The sequence below is a fragment of the 'Nostoc azollae' 0708 genome (assembly GCF_000196515.1).
Lineage (GTDB): Bacteria > Cyanobacteriota > Cyanobacteriia > Cyanobacteriales > Nostocaceae > Trichormus_B > Trichormus_B azollae.
Window position 1 is genome coordinate 3,630,521 of record NC_014248.1, and the last position, 18,693, is coordinate 3,649,213.

15 protein-coding genes and 5 pseudogenes are annotated in these 18,693 nt (G+C 38.3%); 13 read left to right on the forward strand and 7 right to left on the reverse strand.

The window, feature by feature from the left end:
* Window positions 1–6 precede the first annotated feature (6 nt).
* The 4 genes and pseudogenes from AAZO_RS38970 to AAZO_RS16990 all read left to right on the forward strand — a co-directional run.
* Window positions 7–672, forward strand: a pseudogene (locus tag AAZO_RS38970) (transposase); the annotation flags it as partial.
* A gap of 324 nt (window positions 673–996) precedes the next feature.
* Window positions 997–1,206 carry a dual OB domain-containing protein gene (locus AAZO_RS16980; protein WP_013192168.1) on the forward strand — a complete coding sequence of 70 codons (210 nt, stop codon included), beginning with the start codon at window positions 997–999 and terminating at the stop codon, window positions 1,204–1,206.
* 43 nt (window positions 1,207–1,249) lie between these two features.
* On the forward strand, window positions 1,250–1,528 hold the full coding sequence (locus AAZO_RS16985) for a dual OB domain-containing protein (protein WP_013192169.1): 279 nt from the start codon (window positions 1,250–1,252) through the stop codon (window positions 1,526–1,528).
* A gap of 433 nt (window positions 1,529–1,961) precedes the next feature.
* A complete protein-coding gene (locus AAZO_RS16990; protein ID WP_013192170.1) occupies window positions 1,962–2,324 on the forward strand; it encodes a 2TM domain-containing protein in 363 nt (120 codons plus the stop codon).
* A gap of 317 nt (window positions 2,325–2,641) precedes the next feature.
* Here the strand turns inward: AAZO_RS16990 and AAZO_RS16995 are convergent, their stop codons facing one another.
* On the reverse strand, window positions 2,642–3,571 hold the full coding sequence (locus AAZO_RS16995; protein ID WP_013192172.1) for an energy-coupling factor transporter transmembrane component T family protein: 930 nt from the start codon (window positions 3,569–3,571) through the stop codon (window positions 2,642–2,644).
* Between the two features lie 59 nt (window positions 3,572–3,630).
* A complete protein-coding gene (gene der, locus AAZO_RS17000) occupies window positions 3,631–4,995 on the reverse strand; it encodes a ribosome biogenesis GTPase Der (RefSeq protein WP_013192173.1) in 1,365 nt (454 codons plus the stop codon).
* Window positions 4,996–5,576: 581 nt separating this feature from the next.
* Between der and AAZO_RS17005 the strand changes: the two genes are divergently transcribed.
* The 5 genes and pseudogenes from AAZO_RS17005 to AAZO_RS39000 all read left to right on the forward strand — a co-directional run.
* Window positions 5,577–5,852 (forward strand): hypothetical protein, encoded by a 276-nt coding sequence (locus tag AAZO_RS17005; RefSeq protein WP_041641269.1) that lies wholly within the window; start codon window positions 5,577–5,579, stop codon window positions 5,850–5,852.
* Window positions 5,852–6,470 (forward strand): annotated as a pseudogene (locus AAZO_RS31040) (transposase); the annotation flags it as partial. The gene AAZO_RS17005 and the pseudogene AAZO_RS31040, both read left to right, overlap by 1 nt.
* A 260-nt stretch (window positions 6,471–6,730) precedes the next feature.
* Window positions 6,731–8,372, forward strand: a pseudogene (locus AAZO_RS43945) (IS1634 family transposase).
* Window positions 8,373–8,481: 109 nt separating this feature from the next.
* A complete protein-coding gene (locus AAZO_RS38995) occupies window positions 8,482–8,673 on the forward strand; it encodes a C4-dicarboxylate ABC transporter (RefSeq protein WP_081462806.1) in 192 nt (63 codons plus the stop codon).
* Window positions 8,674–8,727: 54 nt separating this feature from the next.
* A pseudogene (locus AAZO_RS39000) lies at window positions 8,728–9,369 on the forward strand (transposase family protein); the annotation flags it as partial.
* A 1,196-nt stretch (window positions 9,370–10,565) separates the two neighbouring features.
* On the opposite strand, the gene AAZO_RS17030 reads toward AAZO_RS39000, so the two are convergent.
* Window positions 10,566–11,519 carry a heme o synthase gene (locus AAZO_RS17030; RefSeq protein ID WP_013192176.1) on the reverse strand — a complete coding sequence of 318 codons (954 nt, stop codon included), beginning with the start codon at window positions 11,517–11,519 and terminating at the stop codon, window positions 10,566–10,568.
* An 82-nt stretch (window positions 11,520–11,601) separates the two neighbouring features.
* Window positions 11,602–12,537 carry a COX15/CtaA family protein gene (locus AAZO_RS17035; protein WP_013192177.1) on the reverse strand — a complete coding sequence of 312 codons (936 nt, stop codon included), beginning with the start codon at window positions 12,535–12,537 and terminating at the stop codon, window positions 11,602–11,604.
* A gap of 416 nt (window positions 12,538–12,953) precedes the next feature.
* On the opposite strand from AAZO_RS17035, the gene AAZO_RS17040 reads away from it, so the two are divergent.
* The 3 genes from AAZO_RS17040 to AAZO_RS17050 all read left to right on the forward strand — a co-directional run bounded on the left by AAZO_RS17040 (window position 12,954) and on the right by AAZO_RS17050 (window position 16,534).
* Window positions 12,954–14,036: a cytochrome c oxidase subunit II gene (locus AAZO_RS17040; protein ID WP_013192178.1), complete on the forward strand. Its 1,083-nt coding sequence runs from the start codon at window positions 12,954–12,956 to the stop codon at window positions 14,034–14,036.
* 45 nt (window positions 14,037–14,081) lie between these two features.
* Window positions 14,082–15,776 (forward strand): cytochrome c oxidase subunit I, encoded by a 1,695-nt coding sequence (ctaD, locus tag AAZO_RS17045; protein WP_013192179.1) that lies wholly within the window; start codon window positions 14,082–14,084, stop codon window positions 15,774–15,776.
* A gap of 137 nt (window positions 15,777–15,913) precedes the next feature.
* Window positions 15,914–16,534: a cytochrome c oxidase subunit 3 gene (locus tag AAZO_RS17050; RefSeq protein WP_013192180.1), complete on the forward strand. Its 621-nt coding sequence runs from the start codon at window positions 15,914–15,916 to the stop codon at window positions 16,532–16,534.
* A gap of 402 nt (window positions 16,535–16,936) precedes the next feature.
* Here AAZO_RS17050 and AAZO_RS17060 read toward each other — a convergent pair whose 3' ends face one another.
* Together AAZO_RS17060 and AAZO_RS17065 are read right to left on the reverse strand one after the other, a co-directional pair.
* The gene (locus tag AAZO_RS17060; RefSeq protein ID WP_013192181.1) at window positions 16,937–17,158 is read right to left on the reverse strand and encodes a hypothetical protein; all 222 of its coding nucleotides are present in this window, start codon (window positions 17,156–17,158) and stop codon (window positions 16,937–16,939) included.
* 51 nt (window positions 17,159–17,209) lie between these two features.
* Window positions 17,210–17,434 carry a right-handed parallel beta-helix repeat-containing protein gene (locus AAZO_RS17065; protein ID WP_013192182.1) on the reverse strand — a complete coding sequence of 75 codons (225 nt, stop codon included), beginning with the start codon at window positions 17,432–17,434 and terminating at the stop codon, window positions 17,210–17,212.
* Between the two features lie 68 nt (window positions 17,435–17,502).
* Here AAZO_RS17065 and AAZO_RS31055 point away from each other — a divergent pair.
* Window positions 17,503–17,691 (forward strand): annotated as a pseudogene (locus tag AAZO_RS31055) (cytochrome c oxidase subunit 3); the annotation flags it as partial.
* Between the two features lie 687 nt (window positions 17,692–18,378).
* On the opposite strand, the gene AAZO_RS17070 reads toward AAZO_RS31055, so the two are convergent.
* Window positions 18,379–18,687: an SET domain-containing protein-lysine N-methyltransferase gene (locus AAZO_RS17070; protein WP_144031322.1), complete on the reverse strand. Its 309-nt coding sequence runs from the start codon at window positions 18,685–18,687 to the stop codon at window positions 18,379–18,381.
* Window positions 18,688–18,693 lie beyond the last annotated feature (6 nt).

The window sequence follows — 18,693 nt, forward strand, 5'->3', positions numbered from 1 at the left end:
TTGGTATTAAGCCGTGGTTATCAACCGGGAATAGTAATTATAGATCCTGGATATGGCCACAATACATCTTTCTTATTAAAGATAGAAAACCGGAATTTAAAGTAGTTAGGAGGATTAGCTAAAAATCCCAAAGTCCTTGCCAGTGACCAAGAGGATAGTCCACCAGTAATTAGGTTAGATAAATTAGCACAAAGTTTACCCCAAGATGCTTTTACAGAAGTTGAACTGGAGTTAGATAAACCCAGAAGATTATGGGTAGTAACTAAAGAAGTAGAAATATCACCCTTAAGTGCAAAGGGGAATATTGCTATCTTCATCAAGGCTTCTACTTTCTCTCAAGCCACTGATATTGAGTACTTTATGACCAATGTTTCTTGATCAATTGTCACACCCCAACGGATAGTTAATACATATTCTCAAAGAAATTGGGTAGAAGTTGTGTACAGGGAAGCCAAGGGATGGTTAGGACTCAAAGAATATCAAGTTCGAGATAAAAGCAGTTGACTGCGCCATTTTATTTTGGTTTGCTGTACCTACACTTTTATTCTTTGCCATCAGTGGACTGGAGGATTAAGACCAAGGTGGGCTAAGAAACCTTTGAATACTTTTACTGAAGCTTTAGAAGGGTTTAGAACAGCCATATATTTTCTATTTATTGATTGGTTCAACTGAAATCCGGACGTGTTTCCTTCTTATCAAGCCAGTTTGGGCTACATTTGGGCTTGATTTTTGTTTACGTCCCCATATCTATAGATATTATAGATAAAAGCTGTTTATTGTGTAGCGAACTAAAACCCCACAATTGTCACCGATGATTAGTAGCTGAATATTTGCAATGTAAACTTGATCAAAATATCAAAATTTATCACCTCTAATTATATTTATATGGGATATTCTGACTTGTTTATTTAAGCCAGCCGTAATATTACTGTTCATATATAAAATAGTCATGTTCTAGTATTACTTAGGTAATCAGGATGCTAATAAGACTGAAAAATGCAGATTTTTGATATTACTTGTATCGCTAAATCTAGTAAGCATGGTGGAATTTGTATAGCTGGTATAAAGACTGGTGGTTCTGGGTGGTTGCGGCCAAATTCTAATAAAAGAAATGGTACATTATATCCAGAACATTACAGTACTCAAGATGGTAGTGAACCACAGTTATTTGATAATATTAGAATTGCTTTTATTAGATTGAAGTAAGATGTCATCATCCAGAAAATTGGCTCATTCATTATAGTTATAAATGGCAACTTTTAGCACAAGCTACTTAGAACAAGTCAGAAAATTGATTAAACCAGAAATTCAGAAATATTTTTCTGAACCTCAATTATTAGGTAATTCTGATCAATTCATAAGTTATGAGGATTTGCAAAGTTCACTGCTTAAATCTTCATTAGCTATGATGAATTCACAAGTATTACAATGGGAAATTAAATACAATTCAAAAAACAAAAGAACATTTAGATGTCTGTTTTGCTTATGTGGTAATTTCTATGATTTACAAATTACTGATCCGGCTTAGCTAGATAAACTTAACTGTTTAGATTTTAGAAGAGGGGATTTATTCCTGTGAAGAGGTCATAGAAAAACTGGATTTAGCAAATTTTGATTCTGATTAATTTAGATCAACAACTAGTTAAAGTGAACCTTTTCAACCTTCCTTTCAATGTGAATCATAATTTGGTTATAAATTAGTTGTATCTGTAATTACTGTTACAGATATTACTAAAGGTTTAGGATGGATATAATAAAGTAATTTTAACAACAGATACCGGATTTATTTAAGAAGTAGGACATCTGAATCTCTTATTAAATTTGTGTTTTTAACTACTACAGCAATTATTTATCCAGCTATAAAATGTGTTTCTAAAGGCCAATATATTTTTTCATGGTTGTGTAGCTACCGCTTCAAAAGTAAATCTCACAATGATTTTTAACCATTTTAGGTATTGATAATGACTTACAATTCAGAAGAAATGCAACAGATTCTTGAAGTTGCTTTTAAACGTAAGCAAGAGGGAGAATTTACACGGGAAAATATTATAGAAATAGCATCAGAATTAGGTGTTTCTTCCGAATCCTTAAAAGCTGCGGAACAAGAATGGTTAACCGAAGAAGTTGAAGTTAAAAAACAGCAGATATCTAATAATCAAAAACAGCAAGAATTCAAATTACATCTGATTACTTTTATTGCAGTCAATGGATTTTTGATTCTGTTGAATCTGTTCACAAGTCCTGGATATTTTTGGGCTATCTTTCCCCTATTGGGTTGGGGATTAGGTTTGTTTCTACATTGGATGAAGGTTTATAAAATCTAAGAGGTTGTTTGTCAAGTCTCAGAGGGTGTTTGAAAAGTCATGCTATAGCTTGCTTCCCGCAGGGTACATAGGGCAGTGAAGCTTCTCATATTAATCGCTCAAACCCTAGATTCTATAGCCTCCGGCACGCTTCGCGTTCACGCAGTGTCCCGAAGGGATACAGAATTACAAATTATACCTTTTCCAACTTTTCAAACATCCTCTCAGATTAAATTGTATGCAAATCCCCCTTTAGAAGGCTTTACAGAAGTGGTGTGTATATAGATAGGGGGATTCAAAACTGTGGGATACATCACCAACGAGTTTTAAAACATTTTCTAGGAAACTTCTGTACCCAAGGCTATTCTTAAACTCCAAAATATAATTAAAATCACTATAGCCAGCCAATCACCTGTTCCTAATTTTAATTCTTGCCATTTAACTCGATGTTCATTAGGACTAGTAAAACCTCTTACCATCATAGCATTTGCCATTTGTTCGGCACGTAAAAGCAGGTTTTCTAATAGTCTTTCAATGACAATTAACCAAACTTTAGCTCCTCCTTTTAATCCTAGTTTTTTCCAATTAATTGCTCTAGTCATGACAGAACGAATTAGGTTTTGGATTTCTTCTAAGACTAGGGGAATAAACCGCAAAGATAAAGTTAGACTCAGGGTGATTTCTGTGACTGGTATTTTAAACCTTCGTAGGGGTTGCATTAAGCTTTCCATTCCAGAAGTTATTTCTTCTGGTGCAGTTGTCAACAGATATAAGTTAGTGCTGTAAATTAAAGTAAATACTATTGTACTCAGGCTAATTGCTAAATCTAAGGAACGGCGATTTACTTTCACGGGTCCTTTATGAAATAGCACATATCTATATTGTTTTTTGCTACTTGCTGTTTCTGAATTGCTTTTAGTATTCTGAGGAATTGCTGATTGAGTTGATACTTGTTGATTGGGCGGTAGACGGGACTGATAATTTATACCTAGTCCGTCAGGACTAATCGCACCAAGTGCCAGTACCATAAATGATAGCACTAACAGCCAGCCCATTTGTTGCCGCCATACTCTCAGTGGAATTCTAGCAATTAGGGTAACAATGACTAGCAGTACGACTAGTAAAACGCGCCAATAGTTGTTAGCAACAACATAGCTGGTGAGAAAGCTCAATAACCAAATTAATTTAACGCGCGGATCTAGTCTATGTAACCAAGTTTGTGGCTGTTCTAAATATAATCCTAAAGGCAGCGATCGCAGTAAGTCCATTTTTTAGTCAGTTGTCATTGGTCATTGGTCATGAGTGATGAGCAAATGACCAGTGACTACTATTTTACGCGAGTTGCTCGGTTGAGACTACCAAGTTCCATTTCTCGCACTTTCTTACTCCGCCAAAATAAACGAATCGGTGTACCATCAAATCCTAATTGTTTGCGGAACTGTCTTTCAATGTAACGGCGATAATTATCATTAAACCGTTGTGCATCGTTGACAAATAAAGCAAAGGTTGGTGGTTGGGTACTTACTTGTGTACCATAATATATCTTACCTTGACGACCGCCCCGTGATGTTGGTGGAGAATGCCAGCTAACAGCGTCTGTGAGGACTTCATTAACTACGGATGTCGTGACACGACGTTTGTGCGCTTGAGCGGCTTTATTCACCAATTCTAGAATCTTTTCTACCCGCTGTCCTGTCACCGCACTGACAAAAATTATATCTGCCCATTCGGTAAAATGTAAGCGTGCTTCTAGACCTTTTTCATAGTCGTAGATGGTGTAAGAGTCTTTTTCTACTGCATCCCACTTGTTAACCACGATAATGCAAGCGCGACCTTCTTCAGTAATGCGACCTGCTAATTTTTGGTCTTGTTCTGTCGCTCCATCTTCAGCGTCTAATACTAATAACACTACATCAGCGCGCCGAATGGCTTTAAAAGCACGGTTAATGCTAAAGAATTCCGTACCGTATTCTATATGTTTCTTTTTGCGAATACCGGCGGTGTCAATTAAGCGGTAAGTTTGCCCATTTCTAACAATTTCTGTATCAATGGTATCACGAGTGGTGCCGGAAATGGGGCTAACGATAGCTCGTTCTTCCCCAACAAAAGCATTCAATAAGCTGGATTTGCCTACATTGGGACGACCGATAATTGCGACTTTAATCACATTATCTTCGGGTGAATCCTTCACATTGGGGACGTGGGTAATTAATTCATCCAGGATTTCCCCTGTACCGCTACCATGAATTGCCGAAATCGGGTAAGGTTCACCTAAACCCAGTTCCCAAAATCCACTAGCTTGGATTAAGCCTTGATCTGGTGATTCACATTTGTTGACAGCCAATAAAATTGGTACAGGCTGCTGATGTAACCAATCGGCGATTTCTTGATCCGCTGGCATTGGGCCTCTTTGTCCATCGACTACAAAAATAGCTGCACAGGCTTCGGAAAGCGCCATTAATGCCTGTTGACGAATCAAAGGGAGAAATTCGGTGTCATCGTTAAATACTAAACCGCCAGTATCGACTACCACAAATTCGCGGTTTCCCCAAAATGCCGGACGATAGGTGCGATCGCGCGTCACACCGGGTTCATCATGGACTATCGCCGTTTGATCGCCGGCGAGACGATTAACTAAAGTGGATTTGCCCACATTGGGGCGACCAATAATTGCAACAATTGGCAGTGCCATAAACCAGAATTCTTTGTGCTGAGTGTGTAGATGTGCTGAGTTTTACCTCTACGTTCTTCACCCAGCACGGTTTTTAGATAAGTATTTATCATACCATATTTTATTTTGCTATGATAAATAGTTAAATTCTTGAGTTTTGAATTCTAAGTTATGTTTTCCATCAAACTTACTGTTTACGTTAAACTACCCAAACTATGTAGTTAAATAAATATTTATTTGGCGTTCCATGATAGAGCTTCAAATTAAAAATCTCAGAAACATTAGGTAGTTTGCTTGCTATAGAACTTCCTTTTAAAAAGAGTGTCTATACGATTAGAGGGGAAAATGGAGTTGGTAAAAGTACCATTTTCTAAGCTTTAGCCCAGCTATTATCTAGGAATACGTTAAGGAGATTATTTAAATTTATTGGTGATGAAAATAGTGAGATTAAATTCAAATTTAACGGGAAAGAAAATACCTACCTTAAAAATCCAATAAGATGGACATTCTCTCATCGAAAAGACGAAGGGATCATTTTTAATGGATTTTTTGAGGCTAGTTTTATATTTGGTTCAAGATTGTCAGATGTTAACACATTGATATTGAATAGAGATTCTTCTATAAAAGAATCTGAATTACGTAAAGCAAACAGTTTTATTATAAATAATTTAGGAAAAATACTGAGAGATGATGAAAATTTCTATTCTGGCTTAAAAAAATCAAAACAAAAAAAACTGGATCAAGAAATATATCGCTTTGAAGGACAACCCTACTTGATTGAAAGGGAAGGACATTGGTTAGCGCGACTGAAACAAAAGTTAATAGTAAAAAGAAGTATAATGGGATTTCGGTGTAGCTTTCACGTTCAAAGAAGCTGATGAAAGAAACCAGTGCCCCAGCAATGGCGCCATGGTTTGAAAGATTCTATCATTTGATGATGTATTTACTCATCAAGGGGAAAGAAGAGAGTTTAGACATGATTTAGGGGGATGATTGGGTGAAAGTGAGAGAAAAAACCTATTTCAAATGGCAGAGAATGCCCTAGGGGTGAACTACCACCGATGACACCACCTTTTCACTGAAGCACCTTGGTCCAGTTCCCAAGTCAATGAGCGTCGGTTAGAGACTATGAACAAGTGTAGTCAGAGAAGAATCACCAGAGGATTTAGCTTAATAATTGATGATTATGGCCATAGAAAAAGGGGGAATTTTAGGGATGGCGTAGGAAGAAAATATATTGGAGAAATTGGGAAAAGGGATACTGGAATAGTAGTAGTAACAACACATCTAATCTATATGATGGCAGTAAAAGCTTACCATTAGATATAGAGTTATATAACCACGGTGATTCTTGACCCAAAGGGAAACAAGACCCTCTATTTGAGAATAAACCTGAGTTAGGAATTAAATTAATACATCTGACCTTAAGCCGTGGTTATCAACCGGGAATAGTGATTATAGATACGGGATATCGCCACAATACATCTTTCTTATTAAACGCACCTTCCGCACCCTAACTGTACACTAACGGTCACAGATAGTAGTACACCAGAACTAAAGCTCCTGCAAGGAAGAAAAGGCTTAATAAGAATAAGTATAATTAAAATGGCAATAGAGTGAGAGAATAAAGTTTTGTAAAGAAGATAAAAGAAGAGAAAATTTAATGATTTAAAAATTAAATTAGAACAGAAGAAGAAATGATTGAATCACAACAGGAGTTGTAGATAATTCTGTTGTGAAATCAAAGCTTCAAAAAATGGAAATTCAAAACCTAGACCATTTAGTCATAGTAGCAGGAATAATAGACGCCATAGGAGTCGTAGAAATAGTCCTTGAAATTGGAGAGAAAGTAAGTCCGGGTCATGTAGTAAAACCCATGATGATCAACGGGTTAGGATTTGTATAGAAACCCGTATATATGTTTCCCCAAGATTTTGAAACAATCGCCTGTGACCATCTAATAGGAGCAGGAGTAACACCAGAATATCTCAAGGACGATAAACTGGGGAGAGTCATAGATAAACTATTTATAAAAGGATTGGATAGAATATTTTTTATTGTCGCCTTAAAAGCAGCCCAAAAATTTGGAGTATCCCTATGAGCAGGGCATCTAGACTCATCATAAATGCACATACATGGGCAATATAATACCAGCTTACCAGAAGTAATATTTGAGAGTCAAAAAGTAGTAAATAATCAAGAAATAGAAGAATTACCAGTAAAATCACCAAAAGAAATAACCATCACCTACGGTTATTCTGGTGACCATAGACCGGAGTTAAAACAGTTCATCATAGAAATGATATCTTCATGAGATGGAGACATACCAATATATATTTTTAAAACTAGCATCGGGAAACCAAGCAGATTCATCATGCTTTGGTAAAATAGCAGTAGAGTACCAAAAACAATTAAAAGTTAACTAAAAGTTAACAGTCTCATAGTAGCAGACTTGGCCTTATATACAGAATCAAATCTGAAAATGATGTCAGATTTAAGCTGGTTATGTCCACTGCCATTAAGCGTAGAATCAGCACGATCATTAATATCAACATTGCCAGAACTAGGATTTGTTGATAGTAACTTACCCGGATATAAACTAGCTTCAAAAACAGTAAATTATGCAGGAATAGAACAAAGATGGTTAGTAGTTTAAACAGAGTCAAGAAAGAAGAGAACCAGACCTGGGTAAACTCTCACAAAAAGTTACCAAGGCACAATCAAAAGCTGTGCAAGATTTGAAAAAGTTATCACCAGAAAAATTTGCTTGTGAAGCTGATGCTATCAAGGGGTTATCTAAACTATTCAAACAATTCAAATATCACCAAATTAACCAGAGTAAAGTTACTCAAATCAAATCTAAGAAAAAAGATAGTTTAGGAGAGATATCCTCTGAAATATCAGCTACATTCTCCCAGAATGAAAGTAAAATTAATACAGAATTTCTGAGGGCAGGGCCTTTTATTATTGCTACAAACCTTTTGGATTCCAATGAACTTACCCATGACTCCATCTTGAGTGAATATAAAGCTCAACAGTCTTGCGAGAGAGGGTTTGCTTTTCTCAAATACCAATTATTTTTTGCAGACAGTATTTTCCTAAAAAGTCCAGAGAGAATAGAGTCCCTGGGAATGATTATGGGTTTATCTCTGCTGGTTTATACTTTAGGGCAACGACAAATTAGAACCCCTTCGAGAGAGTCTAAATCAACAGTAAAAAATCAATTTGGCAAACCAACTGACTGCCCCACTTTACGCTGGACTTTTCAATGCTTTCAGTCTATTTATTTAGTTACTCTTAACCAAGAAAAACACATCTGTCACTGGACTCAAGAGAGAGATTTCATTGTGAATTTTTTACCATATCATTGTTTTCCCTACTATCAATTACTTACCTAGTTTTTCTCTCTATTAATTTAATTTCTATCAGCAAATAACCTCATGTCTTTGATTTATAGCTCTATTTTACTAGAATTTCTTTTTTTACTTCAATCTATGAGTCTAAGTTATGATTTATCTCTTGAATATCTTCATTGATCTGTTGACTCCTCTGGGCGGTGTTCTTTCTTATTGCTCCTTATTGAGAATAGCTTTTGATGCTATTTTTGGTGCTTTACTGTTTCTCCAATGCCTTTTATCACTGCATATGTTTATTTTTATGCTGCCTTGGATTTTTTCTCTCCGTAATTTCTCTCTGTGACAGTTTAGGGTGCGGAATGTGGGTTTAAAGATAGAAAATCGGAATTTAAAGTAGTTAGGAGGATTAGCTAAAAATCCCAAAGTCCTTGCCAGTGACCAAGAGGATAGTCCACAAATAATTAGGTTAGATGAATTAGCACAAAGTTTACCCCAAGAGGCTTTTACAGAAATTCAACTGGAGTTAGATAAAACCAAAACATTATGGGTAGTAACTAAAGAAGTAGAAATATCAGCCTTAACTGGAAAGGGCAATATTGCTATCGTCATCAACGGTTCTACTTTCTCTGAAGCCACTGATATGGACTACTTTATGACCAATGTTTCTTCATCAACTGTCACACCCCAATGGATAGTTGATACATATTCTTAAAGAAATTGGGTAGAAGTTGTTTACAGGGAAGCCAAGGGATGGTGAGGACTCAAAGAATATCAAGTTGGAGATAACAGCAGTTGACTGCGCCATTTTATTTTGGTTTTCTGTGCCTACACTTTTATTCTTGGCCATCAGTGGACTGGAGGATTAAGACCAAGGTGGGCTAAGAAACCTTTGAATACTTTTACTGAAGCTTTAGAAGCGTTGAGAACAGCCATATCTTTTCTATTTATTGATTGGTTTAACTGGAATCCGGACGTGTTTACTTCTTATCAAGCCAGTTTGGGCTACATTTGGGCTTTATTTTTGTTTAAGTCCCGTTAGCTCAGTTTTTCATGAGTTCTGGAGAGTTATTATTAATTGGATTATTAAATTTTATTGATGAAATAAATAATCACAAATCTAGGAGAAAGATATGGCATTTAGTAAAGAACTTGGAGGTACATATTTTCAGGCTAGAAGTATTGATTTTATTTTCACAGATTATAGCCATAATAACAGATCGAAAGATGATAATAAAAGATGAGAAAATAGGAAAGGATTATTTGGTGTAATAAGAAAATATGCAGGAGAAAAAGGACATGTAGAGGATAGTTTTAAACAGGAAATTTCTCAGCTTATCTATACAAAACAAAAGAAAATTTTATCAGTTTCCCATTTATAAGGATTTTTAAAAGGCCGGAGCAAGGCGATTACTAAACCTAAAATAGGCATCGATAAAAATCATTTACCGTACGATTAAAATATCGATAAAAACCATTTACCGTACAATTAAAATCTTGTATACATACAAGTTGTCAATTTCAGAATGAAAGAAAACAGTGAATTTTGGTTAAAAGAAAATGGGAGACTTATGTTATATTTGTTACATCTTCCTTGTCAATGGATAGCTGGAAGTTGGCATAATTTCTGTAATTCCATTTTTACCTCTTTTATCCATCTTCAAACTGTCTAATATTTTATACCTACAACTCCCATTTAACAGAATTTTCTATGGTAGTCAATACCTGCTTATTTGATTACTCACCTAAGCAGTTTATTCCCACCAGCCACGAATTATTGAATGCAAGTCTTCTTAGGATATTTTGAGAAGATACTCTGTCTTGGAATTTTATTTGTTTGATGTGATTTATTTTACTTTAATTCCAGAAAAATATTTTAGCCATGTCTGTGGTTGGCGTAGCTAAAAGCATACTTTTTGCCCCACCTCACAAAATCGCCTTGCTCCCTAAAAGGCTGGCTACAAAGGTAAATTAGTAGGACATTATACAAATTAAATGTCCTAAAATTTCATAAAGTCGCTACAAAGACATGAAAGACATGATGGTAATTTTTTTAAAGGTAATTTTCCAAAATTCTCTAATCTCTTTGACTCGGCTTAAATAACAATTGCTCTTTGCTCCTTTGCGTCTTTGCGCCAAGCCAAATCTAGATGTGTTCATCTATCTGACTGAAAATGGCTGTAAAAAAAAGCGATCGCTCTCCAAAAAAATGAAAATGCGATCGCTCTTAACACTTACCTAAAGCAAATGCAAATAACTAACCACACCCGTCACCAGACTGCGAGTAAAAGGAAGACTATCAATCACCATCCCCAGACACAAAAGCATCATGTAGGAAATGGAATAAAGAAACAACTCCCTAGCCACAGTTCGATCCTCTGGACTTTGCAACAAACGCCAAGCTTTGTGGATGAAAAATCCACCCAAACTTAAAGCGATAACTGCATAGACAACACCACTAGCGTGTAAAGGATAAAACAGCAAAACTGTTGTAATCACTGTTAGCATAGTGTAGTACCAAATCTGGCGTACCGTTGCCTGATCACCAGCAACCACAGGTAACATAGGTATACCCACCTTGGCATAATCATCACGAATCATCAAAGCCAAAGCCCAGAAATGAGGAGGAGTCCACAAAAAAACGATCGCAAAAATCAGCCAAGCAGCCCAGCTTAAAGTATCAGTAACCGCTGCCCAACCCACCAAAGCGGGTATTGCTCCAGCAGCACCACCAATAACAATATTTTGAGTGCTATGGCGTTTTAGCCAATGTGTATAGACTAAAACATAAAAAACGATGCCAGAAAATGCTAAAACCGCTGCCAGTAAATTGGCGAATACCGTCAGGAGGGTAAAAGAAGCAACAGCCAGTGCGATCGCAAAAATCAGAGCATCACGGGGCTGAACCCTACCAGAAGGCATAGGACGATGGCGCGTCCGTTCCATGTCATGATCTATATCACGGTCATAGATACAGTTAATCGTTTGGGCGCTGGCAGCAGCCAAAGTACCACCAATCAAAGTCACAATCAACAACCAGGGATCAACCTGCCCCTTAGCAGCTATCCACATACTCCCCGCAGTCGTAATCAACAGCAAAGGAATAATTCGGGGTTTGGTTAGCTGGTAGTAACTCTGAATTACTTGTAGAAATGTATCGTGGTGGCGACGAGAGACATTAGTCTCAATCATGTTGGCTCTCTCTCTTTCCTTAATTTGTCAATAACTGAGGGGATTGGGGATTAGGGACTGGGGACTGGGGAAGAATCACCAATTACCCATTCGCAATTTTGATTTCTCGATTAGCAAACCAGTCCCGTACTGCTAAAACTGTGAACACAACCAAACTACCTAACAAAGTTGCACCAATGGCTTGATGAGAAACAGTGAGAGGTTCGACTTGTAAATGTAGCCGGAAGGTGGCAACTCCTAAAACTAGTTGTAAAATTAACAACCCACCCGCCAGATTTGCCAATTTTCGCAAGGCTGGGTGCAGTGCTGGTGTACGCCAGGAAATTAATACAACTGCTAACGTTGCTACCGACGGTGGCACTAAACCAAAGATATGGCTGTACATCACTCCACAGAGTTGATCCCCAATAAAACATTGGTGTAGCGCCCAGCGAGAACCTAGCACAGCACCTAGTAGACTTTGTAAGTAAACGAAAATAGAGGCAGCTAAACCCACCCAAGGCAGCTTACCAACCGTTCCAGTTCCCTGATACGGGCTAAGTGCTGTACCGATGACTAGGAGGGTAGTAAAAAATAATAGCGCCGTTCCCAAATGGGCGGTAACAATATCAAACCGCAGCAATTCGGTAACGGTAAGCCCTCCCAAAACACCTTGGAAAACGATTAAGAACAGCGCAAATGCAGAAGCCCAAGGCAGCCAGTTGGGTAGAACACGACGATGCCACCAGGATAAACCCAAAAGAGCGATCACGCTAAAACCAATCAAAGCCGCATCCATTCTGTGAAACCACTCCAAGAACACCTGGAGATTCATTTCTTTAGCCGGCACCAATTCTCCATAGCACAAAGGCCAGTCTGGGCAAGCAAGTCCAGCATTCATCACGCGGGTGGCACTGCCTATGGCCATCAAAATTAAGGTGGCTATGCAAATCTTCCACACCAAGCGACGAATTACTTCCTTGGGGCTATTGTGTTGGGTTGCCGCTTCATTTTGCTGTTGTAGGACAAATTCGTTCATCAACGATACCTTCTGCCCGCTTGAGGTAGATATTCTTAAAATTTACTATTTGATCAGTCCAGACCTATTTCCACCCTAACCTATGAGCTAAGGTTTAAAAATTGCCTTTCCCCTATACTTTGAATCACTCTAGCCACTTTTAGCTGTAAGATTTAGGTATTTTTTAAGATGTGAATAATTAAATGTTGGCAATTATTTAGATTTTCCTAAATAATTGCCAACATTTTCCTTAAGTTTTGGTGTTAATTATCATTTATTGTTGACAACATCAATATGAATACCTTTACTCAAGATTAGTAACCTAGTCAAAAAAATTAATAAAAATTTCAGATATTTATAATCTATATTCCGTAGCCTGCACTACCTTAGTAAGTGAGTTAGTTTGAAATAACGTAATCAATTCCATTAAGTAAGCCGTGAAAATTCCAAGTTCGATCTGGACGTTACTCATTGGCATCGTCCTCACCCTAGCCAGCCTTTGGTACGGTCAAAATCACGGTCTGTTACCCACGGCCGCATCAGATGAAGCCGTATTGATAGATGGTCTATTTAATGCGATGATGACCGTTTCTACGAGTATATTTTTAATAGTTGAAGGTGTATTAGTTTACTCCATCTTCAAATATCGTCGGCGTGCAGGTGACAACGAAGACGGTCCACCAATTGAAGGTAATGTACCTCTAGAAATCCTCTGGACAGCGATCCCAGCAATTATCGTCATCGGCATTTCTGTATATAGCTTTGATGTATACAACGAAATCGGCGGCTTCAATCCCCATACAGCCCACGAAGCAGCGATCATGCAAGAATCAATCTCCATGCCAGGAACTGCTATAGCTGTTACCTTAAGTGATACACCAGGTAGCACAGAACCAAATCTGAACCAGGAAAAATCAGACGAGGCTATGCAAGACCCTTCCACTGCAGCCGTCCCCAATCCTGACACTCCCCAAATGCACAATGGTTCCGGTGTTGGTAGTGTTGCTCCCACTTTGGGCGCAAGTCGGGAAAAAGAGGGACAAGCATCGCAATTAGTCGTTAACGTCTCTGCACTCCAGTACGCTTGGATTTTCACCTATCCAGATACAGGTGTCACTACAGGTGAACTCCACGTACCCATAGGGCGCGAAGTACAAATGAACATGACAGCTAACGATGTCATCCATGCCTTTTGGATTCCAGAATTCCGCCTGAAACAAGATGTGATCCCCGGTAGACAAACCGAGATTCGCTTCACACCCAAAACTCCCGGTGATTATTCCTTAATTTGTGCTGAGTTGTGTGGCCCCTACCACGGTGCAATGAGAACCCAAGTGGTGGTAGAGTCCCAACCAGCTTTTGATAGTTGGATGCAAGAACAGCTAGTTGCTAGTAAAGATACCCTAAATCAAGCTGTGTCCATTAACCCAGCAAATAATATGTCAGTAGACAAATTTCTCGCCCCTTACAGCAAAGATATGGGCATTCATCCAGAAATGCTGCATCAAGTCCACCATTAGTCAACGGCTAATGACTAATGACTAATGACCAATAACTAATTGACTATGACTCAAGCACAATTACAAGAAACCGCTCATATTCCCACCCTCCGAGAAGAACCAGGGGATAGAAAGTGGTGGGAATTTTTTACATTCAGCACCGACCATAAAGTAATTGGTATTCAATACCTAGTCACATCATTTATTTTCTACTGTATTGGGGGCGTGATGGCTGACTTGGTGCGGACAGAACTCCGTACACCAGATATAGATTTTGTCACCCCAGAAGTTTATAACAGCCTGTTTACACTCCACGCCACAATCATGATTTTCCTGTGGATTGTTCCAGCAGGGGCAGGTTTTGCGAACTATCTCATCCCCCTGATGATTGGGGCTAGGGATATGGCTTTTCCTCGCTTAAATGCGGTGGCTTTTTGGATGATTCCCCCTGCGGGTGTGTTGCTGACCCTAAGTTTGGCTGTGGGTGATGCACCGGATGCAGGTTGGACTTCCTACCCTCCCTTAAGTTTGGTAACAGGTCAAGTAGGTGAGGCAATTTGGATTACCAGTGTCCTGTTGTTGGGAACTTCTTCGATTTTGGGGGCGATTAACTTTCTCGTCACGATCCTCAAAATGCGTGTCCCCGGCATGGGAGTCCATCAAATGCCCTTGTTCTGTTGGGCAATGTTGGCAACTTCAGCATTAGTGCTGGTATCTACACCAGTTCTGTCCGGAGCGCTGATTTTGCTGGCTTTTGACTTACTCGCAGGGACAACATTTTTCAATCCGACTGGTGGTGGTGATCCGGTGGTTTACCAACATATGTTTTGGTTCTACTCCCATCCAGCAGTTTACATCATGATCTTGCCTTTCTTTGGGGCAATTTCAGAAATTCTTCCAGTTCATGCCCGTAAGCCCATTTTTGGTTATAAAGCGATCGCCTATTCTTCCCTTGCTATCAGCTTTTTAGGGTTAATCGTCTGGGCGCACCACATGTTTACCAGCGGCATCCCTGGTTGGTTGCGGATGTTTTTCATGATCACAACAATGATCATCGCTGTTCCTACCGGAATCAAAATTTTCGGGTGGTTAGCAACTATCTGGGGTGGCAAAATCAGCCTCAATAGTCCCATGATTTTTGCAATGGGTTTTTTGGGAACATTTGTGATTGGCGGTATCAGTGGTGTGATGTTGGCATCAGTACCTTTTGATATTCACGTTCACGATACCTATTTTGTCGTTGCGCACCTACACTACGTTCTCTTTGGCGGTAGCGTACTAGGAATTTTTGCAGCCATTTATCATTGGTTCCCGAAAATGACGGGACGAATGATAAACGAATTTTGGGGTAAGGTTCACGCAGTTTTGACCATTGTTGGTCTGAATATGACTTTTTTACCCATGCACAAGCTGGGAATGATGGGTATGAATCGCCGTATTGCCCAATATGACTCCAAATTCACTTCTTTGAATGAAATCTGTACCTACGGGTCTTATATCCTAGCTATTTCCACATTACCCTTTATTATCAATGCCGTATGGAGTTGGTTATATGGACCTAAAGCAGCTAATAATCCTTGGCGCGGTCTTACCCTAGAATGGATGACTACTTCACCACCAGCCATTGAGAATTTTGAAAAACTCCCTGTTTTAACCACAGGACCTTATGACTACGGCGTAAGTGAAAAAATTGTTGATGTTAATAAAGTATTAAGTATCAAACTAGACGAACCCTATCCCACAATTGAGTCCAATGTGTAAATGAAGAGGAAGACAAAAGGCAAGAGGCAAGACGCAACAGAAAGATAAATATTTTTACTATACTTCCCAATGCCCAATGCCCAATGCCCAATGCCCAATGCCCAATTACCAATTACCAATTACCAATTTAAAAATTCATGCAAAGTCAAATAATTGACCCAGCGAAAATAGAAGCGAATCATCACCACGCTGCAACAGTTGACCATCATGAAGCACATCCAGACCATCGTTTGTTTGGTTTGGTTGTCTTTCTGATTGCGGAAGGAATGATTTTTCTGGGTATGTTCGGCGCTTATTTAGCTTTCCGTTCTACCTTACCTGTGTGGCCTCCTGCTGGAACACCGAAGTTAGAACTGTTGCTACCTGGTGTAAATACCGTTAACCTGATTGCCAGCAGCTTTGTCATGCACAATGCTGATACTGCGATCAAAAAGAATGATGAAAAGGGAATGCGTAGCTGGTTAGCTATTACAGCGGCTATGGGTGCAGTTTTTTTGGTGGGTCAGGTTTATGAATATACCCATCTCGAATTTGGTTTGACTACCAATTTGTTCGCTAGCACATTTTACGTTTTAACTGGTTTTCACGGTTTGCACGTCACTATCGGCGTTTTAGCCATTTTGGCGGTGTTGTGGCGATCGGGTACTCCTGGTCACTATAGCAACCAAAAGCACTTCGGTATTCAAGCCACTGAACTTTACTGGCACTTCGTAGATGTAATTTGGATCATTTTGTTCGGATTACTTTATTTACTGTAAGTATTTATTACTTAGTTGTTCACTCCACGCGAATAACTGACACTCCCCCACCCAGGGGGGTTTTTTATTGCAATTACTTCAAACTAAATTTGAAAACTTAAATTGAGGTTTAATAAAGGCATCCCATATAGTTTTTAATACTTTTGCATCTGGTTCAGAAATTTGTCCAACTGTCGCTATTAACAAAGACTTTTCTAGGCAATCAAGTCTAGATAACCTTACAGTTGAGGGAACGCGCAGACCAGCAATTTACCAATCATTTAAAATACATCTCGCTATGTACGTGGTTGTGCAGATGTGATTACTGCGGCTACAATAAATATCATTTCCGTCTCACCAAAGTATAAGGATTGGGCGTTTTCTAGAACTTATAGTATTTGTAAAAGTAATACGACCCAGAATTCACCCGGTTGTATAGTCGTCATAGAGTCCTTCATCTTCTGGAGTATAGCCTTTTAAAAATGCGTCATGACTGCGAGTAACTGGCGAAGAATCTAGTTTTGATTGGATAGTAATTATCCAATTTCCCGCTCCTATACTTTCTCTAATAGATTCAGGTAGAATTAATTTTTCTCCTGGTTCAACTTCAATTTCATAAGTTATATTGACTAGTTGCAGTTTCATATTTTTTGGAATAATTAGTTTAAATTCATTGTAATTTAATAACAAAGGCTATCATTTATCTGTGCTCCAAAGGCTGTTAGATTTCCCATCATGAATTTTACAGCGTCGGATAGTTGGATTACTACCATTTTTAATGGTAACACCAGGATAAGTATTAGCAACAATCTCACAATCTTCTACTATTGCTTTAGCATTATCATCTATATATATGCCTTGGGTTTTGCCATCATGAATCATACAGTGACGAATAGCAGGATTGGCTGTTTTTCCCTCCATTCTTATATACTCAGCTTAATAAATGCTTGTATATATTTTAACATAACCTATAAAATAGTGCATTTTAGGTGCTAACTGGTTTTCACGGTTTGCAGGTCACTATCGGCGTTTTGGCTATTTTGGCAGTGTTTTGCTGAGCGCGTACTGTTGGTCATTACAGCAACAAAAAGCATTTCGGTATTTAAGCCGCTCAACTGTACTGGCACTTCATAGACGTAATTTGGATCATTTTGTTCGGATTACTTTATTTACTGTAAGTATTTATTACTTAGTTGTTCACTCCACTCGAATAACTGACAGTCCCCCACCCAGGGGTTTTTTTATGAGTTTTCTTGCTTCCAGAGAATATGCTCCTGATGGAGTAGGCAAAAAAGCTTGCTGTAGAAGTGTGCAATTTAAAGTTAAAATAGAATTGCGTATATGTAAAATATACCATTATCTTTAAGTACAAACCTGATTATGAATCAAGCCTATATAGCAATATTGATTGCAATCACATTAAGTTCACTTGGTGTACTTGGTGACTACTTTCTCAAAATTGCCAGCAACAATGAAAGCGCGTTGCAAACCCGTTAGTTTATTTTTGGTGTAGTGATCTTAGCTTCTACAGCTTTTGGTTGGGTTTATACCATGAAACACCTAAAGTTAGCAATAATTGGTGTTGTTTATTCGGTTTCTACGGTTGTATTACTAGCATTGGTAGGTGTGACTTTTTTTCAGTAATACCTAAATCCTTACAAAATTGTGGGAATTCTATTAGCTATTACATCTCTAGTTCTGCTGTCAGCATTTTCTTAAATAGTCTTCTTTTCTGCTGAAATGTTTATTGAAAGAAATTGGTGATTTAGCAATGCTAAATCCCTACTTCCAACTCAAAAACTCAATGTAGATATAATTCCTATATTCCCTATTAACTCTCACCTATCAACCCTCCACTATTTTTATTACAAGCAAACTTCCCTATTTAAGTTGTGTTCACGGACAATGAAATTTTGCACTATACCTAGTTTTAAATATTGTTCCTTGAAGCTATCTAGTAGGTAATGAAAAGCCTTAAGAATTTTTCTACAATTCCTAGCAGAACATCCAGACACGATTGTCCATGAGTTCTCACTCATAGTAGTAGAGTAATCATATAAAATTTCCTCACCTTGATAAATATCAGTCAATACTATTAATGTTTTTGTATTCATAATCCCAGCATTAGGATTGCAATGATGATTGACAATAACTCCTGGTTCTTGTATATCGATCTATGT